A 4556-nucleotide genomic window follows, 5' to 3' on the forward strand; every position below is an offset into this window, starting at 1 on the left:
AGCATTTGCCGAGTTTATCGTTCCGTAGGAGAAAAAAATGGGATCAGGATATTTCGACTCGGTAAGCTACAGCGCACGGGCGGCGGCACGAACCGCCACAGGAACGTCGCTCTTTACCCACAGTGGCCTCCACGAGAGTATGGATGTCCGCACCAAGCTCAATCGTGAGTCACGCGACAACGCCGACAGCCCCCTTTCGTTTCCGATTGCCGTGATGTTCGATGTCACCGGCTCGATGCGCGATATTCCAAACTATCTGCAAAAAGAGCTGGGCAAGCTCATGGGCTTCGTGCTCAAAGAAAATGTGGTCGCCAATCCACAGCTCTGCTTCGGCGCGGTGGGCGATGCCTTCTGCGACTCCGCCCCGCTTCAGATGGGAGAGTTCGAGGCGGACGATTCCCTGGTGGAGAAGTGCCTCTCGCAGATCTATCTGGAGGGCGGCGGCGGCGGAACCCACGAGGAGTCGTATGACCTGGCGCTCTACTTCTTCGCCCGTCATGTTGTCACCGATGCCTGGGAGAAACGCGGCACCAAGGGCGCACTGTTCTTGATCGGTGATGAGAACTACTACAAGAGTGTCAGCCGCGATGCGGTAAAACAGTGGCTCGGAGAAGATATCGGGCAAGACATCTCCACCGCGCTCATTGCCGAGGAGCTTCAGCGGCGCTGGAATGTCTTTCTTATTCGGCCCGGTGGGACTTATCACTTCGATGATAAGAGCATCGAGCAGTCCTGGAAGGAGCTGTTGCCCGCGCAGCACGTCATTCGAGCCGCAGAGCGTGAGCAGATTGTCCCGCAGCTTGCCATGACTATCGGAGCACTCGCAGGCCGTGCGGTCACGGACTCAGCAGCGGCGCTCAAGAAACATGGATTCGATGCAGGGCGCGTCGCGTCGGCAGCGAGCGCCCTGGGCAAAATCGCACCGGGGACACTGGCCCCCGTGGCGGCGAGTGCGCTGGTGGCCACGGAGAGCGGCTCCAAAGCCGTGCGCCTGTAAACCCATGCACCGCGCGATTATTGTTACCGACCTGCTCTTTGGCGATAGCGGCAAGGGAACCATCGTAGACTGGGCGACCCGGGAGCTAGCCACTTCCGGGCGCTCGCCTCTGATCGTCCGCCACTCAGGTGGGGCACAAGCCGCTCACGCTGTGCAGACTCCGGAGGGAAATGCCCACACGTTCCAGCAGTTTGGCGCGGGGACATTTGTGCCGGGCGTGCGCACCTATCTCTCGGAGTTTATGCTCGTCAACCCACTCACCCTCTTCTGGGAGAACGAGGGGCTCAAGGCAAGTGGGGTTAACGACGCTCTCTCGCGGCTGTTTTTGCACCCCGAGGCGCTCCTGACATCCCCCTGGCACATGGCCGCGAACCGCTACAAAGAGCAGAAACGTGGCACCGCCCGCCATGGCTCGTGTGGGTTAGGCATTGGCGAGACGCAGGCAGAGGCACTCGCCTACCCAAGCGATGCCCTCCGTGTCCGGCATCTCACCAACCCCATTGCACTCCGTGAGCGGCTCCTGCGGCATAGAACACGCAAGCGCATGGAGTGCCCTGGGCTATTGATTGACTCTGATGACGAGGAGCTGAATGCCTGGATCACGATCTGCCAGAGCTTACTTGGAAGTGTGACACTTGCCCCAGAGGGCTATCTTCGAGAGCACCTGGCGCGTGTAAAGGCGGCAACGATTTTTGAAGGTTCTCAGGGGGTGCTACTGGATGAATGGCGCGGATTTCATCCCTACACCACCTGGTCCACTGTAACAACAGCAAATGCGTTTCACTTACTGGAGGGCAGTGGTGCGGAAATCACCTCGCTGGGCGTGCTCAGAGGCTACGCGACTCGGCACGGGGCCGGGCCTTTCCCCACAGAAGCTGCCGCGCTCACGAAGCTCCTCGCCGACGACACCAACCCCGACAATCCCTGGCAGGGCGAGCTACGCGTTGGCTGGCCGGATGTTGGGCTCCTACGCTACGGCCTAGCGGTTGCCGGACGCATAGATGCCCTCGCAGTGACATGTCTGGATCGAATGGAGCCTATCAGCGACTGGCAACTCGCAACAGGCTATGAGAATTTGACACTCACACCCGGGTCGTGGCAGGATCTTACATACCAGGAAAGCCTGACGGAAGCGCTACGAGCGGCAAAACCAATCTATCGCCCCTGGGCAGGGTCTGCCCAAGCGCATGCTGTAGACCTTGCTGCGCTGCTCGGCAAACCACTCGCCGTCACGTCCTGGGGAAAGACGGCAAGCGATAAATCAGCGAGAGCTTGAAGTAAGGTATACTCCTCCCAGAGCCGATGCCGCGTCCACTCCTATCCATTTGTTATTTTTTTATCCCGGGGTTTCTCCTGCTCCTAGCCGCCTGCTCGCAGACACCTTCCCAACCCGTAGCCTCCACAGAGACAAGTGCCAACCCCTGGGGAAACCAGGAAAGCCTGACGCGAGAAACCTATGTGGGCAACTCCGCCTGCAAGCCATGCCATGCGGCGGAATTTAAGACCCACAAGAACTCTCGCCACATGAAAACTCTCTTCCTGGCCTCCCAAACCGAGCTTGGAGCGCTCGCTGCGCCCGTGGGTCCCGTTCCCGGTGGGGGAAAATTAGCCTGGGAACAAAAACAGCTCACGATCATTGTTCCTAACAAAGATACGGGTGAGCCTGTCTCTGTCCCTCTGGATCTGGCCCTAGGCTCTGGCAAGACCGGGATGACCTATCTTGCCCTTCATGAAGAGGGTAGTTTAGAGATACGGCAGAGCTACTTCCCTCACGAGAAAAAGTTCATTGTCACGCCAGGCCAAGAGGGCTTTGAGAGTAATGTCGTCGGGCAGACCCACACAAGAGCGGAGGCGAAACGCTGTATCGGCTGCCACGCGGTCTCGGTGCCCGAGACGCTGATGCCGGAGCGGAAGTTCTTCGGGGTAGGTTGTGAATCGTGCCATGGAGCGGGAGGGGCACATGTCTCCGCCATGCAGAAGAGGGATATGTCCGGTGGGCTGAAGCTCATCGCCTTCTCCGGTGCGGGGGGAAAAGCCATCAATGAGGCCTGTGGACGCTGTCACCGCTCACCCACCGATGTAGCACACATGGACAAGTTCGCCAAGCAGGCCACGAATCGTTTCCAGCCGTACGGTCTCTCGCTGAGCAAGTGCTTCACCCAGAGCCAAGACAAGCTAAGCTGTGTGACGTGCCACAATCCCCACGAAGACGTGTCCACGGATCAGCGTCGTTACGAGAAAACCTGCCTCTCCTGCCACTCCGCTCCGAAGAAAATATGCCCCGTCAATCCCACAACGAAGTGCGTTTCCTGCCACATGCCCACCAAGGGCGTGTTTCCAGGAACAACATTCCCCATTAAGATGGCCGATCATTTTATTCGTATTTACCGTGACGGCAAACCCACACGATAGAATAGTATCGTGCGAATTGGCAATATTGATATCGTCCCCAATGTGGTTCTGGCACCTATGGCCGGAATCACCTCCCATCCCTACCGCGTGATCTGCAAACAGATCGGCGGTTGTGGGCTTGTTGTCACCGAGCTGATTAGCTCGATGGCGATTCACTACAAGAACGAAAAGACTTTCGGGATGTTCGACTGGAGCGCCGATGAGTACCCCAGTTTCTGTCAGCTCTTTGGCGCCGACCCAATAGTGATGGCCGAGGCGGCACGAATAGTCTGTGACGCTGGCGCGGATGGTGTGGATATCAATATGGGCTGCTGGGTACCCAAAGTCGCTAAGACGGGTGCCGGTGCGGCGCTCCTGAAAGACATCTGCCAAGCGGAGGCCGTAGTCAAAGCGGTAGTTGAGGCAGTCCCTAACAAACCCGTGACCGTGAAAGTACGTGCCGGGTTTCAGCAACCCCACATTACTGCAATAAAGTTTGCGAAGTCAGCAGCGCAGCTTGGCGCAAAGTCCATTGCGGTACATGCACGCTTCGCAAGCCAAGGTTTCTCAGGAACCGCAGATTGGAGCATCATTGCACGGGTTAAAGAAGAAGTCGGCGACTTAATTCCGGTCGTGGGAAATGGTGATATAGAGACGCCCGAGGACGCCGCACGCATGGTTGCTGAGACCGGTTGCGACGCTGTCATGGTGGGCCGTGCAGCACTGGGAAACCCGTGGCTCCTCAAACAAATCGCCGACTATCTTGCTACGGGCACCTACGGCTCTGGCCCCACCATTGACGAGCGCTTTGCAATCGCCCGTCAGCATGCTCGGCTTCAGTGCCTGCAACAGGGTGAGAACATTGGCGTCCGAGAGCTACGTGGACTACTTCCCCATTACTTCAAAGGCATCCCAGGCGCGACCCGCCTACGCGGTGCCATCACACACACGGAAACGCGCACACTGGCGCAGGTCGAGGCAGCGCTCGACCAGGCAAGGGAGTGGCAGGGTACTCTTGGAGAAAAAGAAAGCGAAATCGGGGAAGGGTAACCCCAAAATCTATATCAACCAGAAAAGCCCTTACTCGGTAGACTTACCAAGTAAGGGCTCAACATAAATTCTGGCGTCGCGCTATTTTCCCGGAGGCTTTTGCCCCAAGTATCTTCGC

Annotated in this window: 4 protein-coding genes; all 4 read left to right on the forward strand. The window is 58.0% G+C overall.

Translation table 11 applies throughout. From position 1 onward, the window contains the following. Nucleotides 1-37 precede the first annotated feature (37 nt). A complete protein-coding gene (locus ACH2EH_RS11860; protein WP_395141919.1) occupies nt 38-997 on the forward strand; it encodes a hypothetical protein in 960 nt (319 codons plus the stop codon). 4 nt (nt 998-1001) lie between these two features. After that, nucleotides 1002-2273, forward strand: coding sequence for an adenylosuccinate synthetase (locus ACH2EH_RS11865; protein ID WP_395141921.1), 1272 nt, complete (start codon nt 1002-1004; stop codon nt 2271-2273). Nucleotides 2274-2521: 248 nt separating this feature from the next. After that, nucleotides 2522-3409: a multiheme c-type cytochrome gene (locus ACH2EH_RS11870; protein WP_395141923.1), complete on the forward strand. Its 888-nt coding sequence runs from the start codon at nt 2522-2524 to the stop codon at nt 3407-3409. Nucleotides 3410-3418: 9 nt separating this feature from the next. Then, nucleotides 3419-4438: a tRNA dihydrouridine synthase DusB gene (gene dusB / locus ACH2EH_RS11875; RefSeq protein WP_395141925.1), complete on the forward strand. Its 1020-nt coding sequence runs from the start codon at nt 3419-3421 to the stop codon at nt 4436-4438. Nucleotides 4439-4556: the final 118 nt, after the last annotated feature.

The sequence above is a fragment of the Armatimonas sp. genome (assembly GCF_043760365.1).
In the GTDB taxonomy this organism is placed as follows: Bacteria; Armatimonadota; Armatimonadia; order Armatimonadales; family Armatimonadaceae; genus Armatimonas.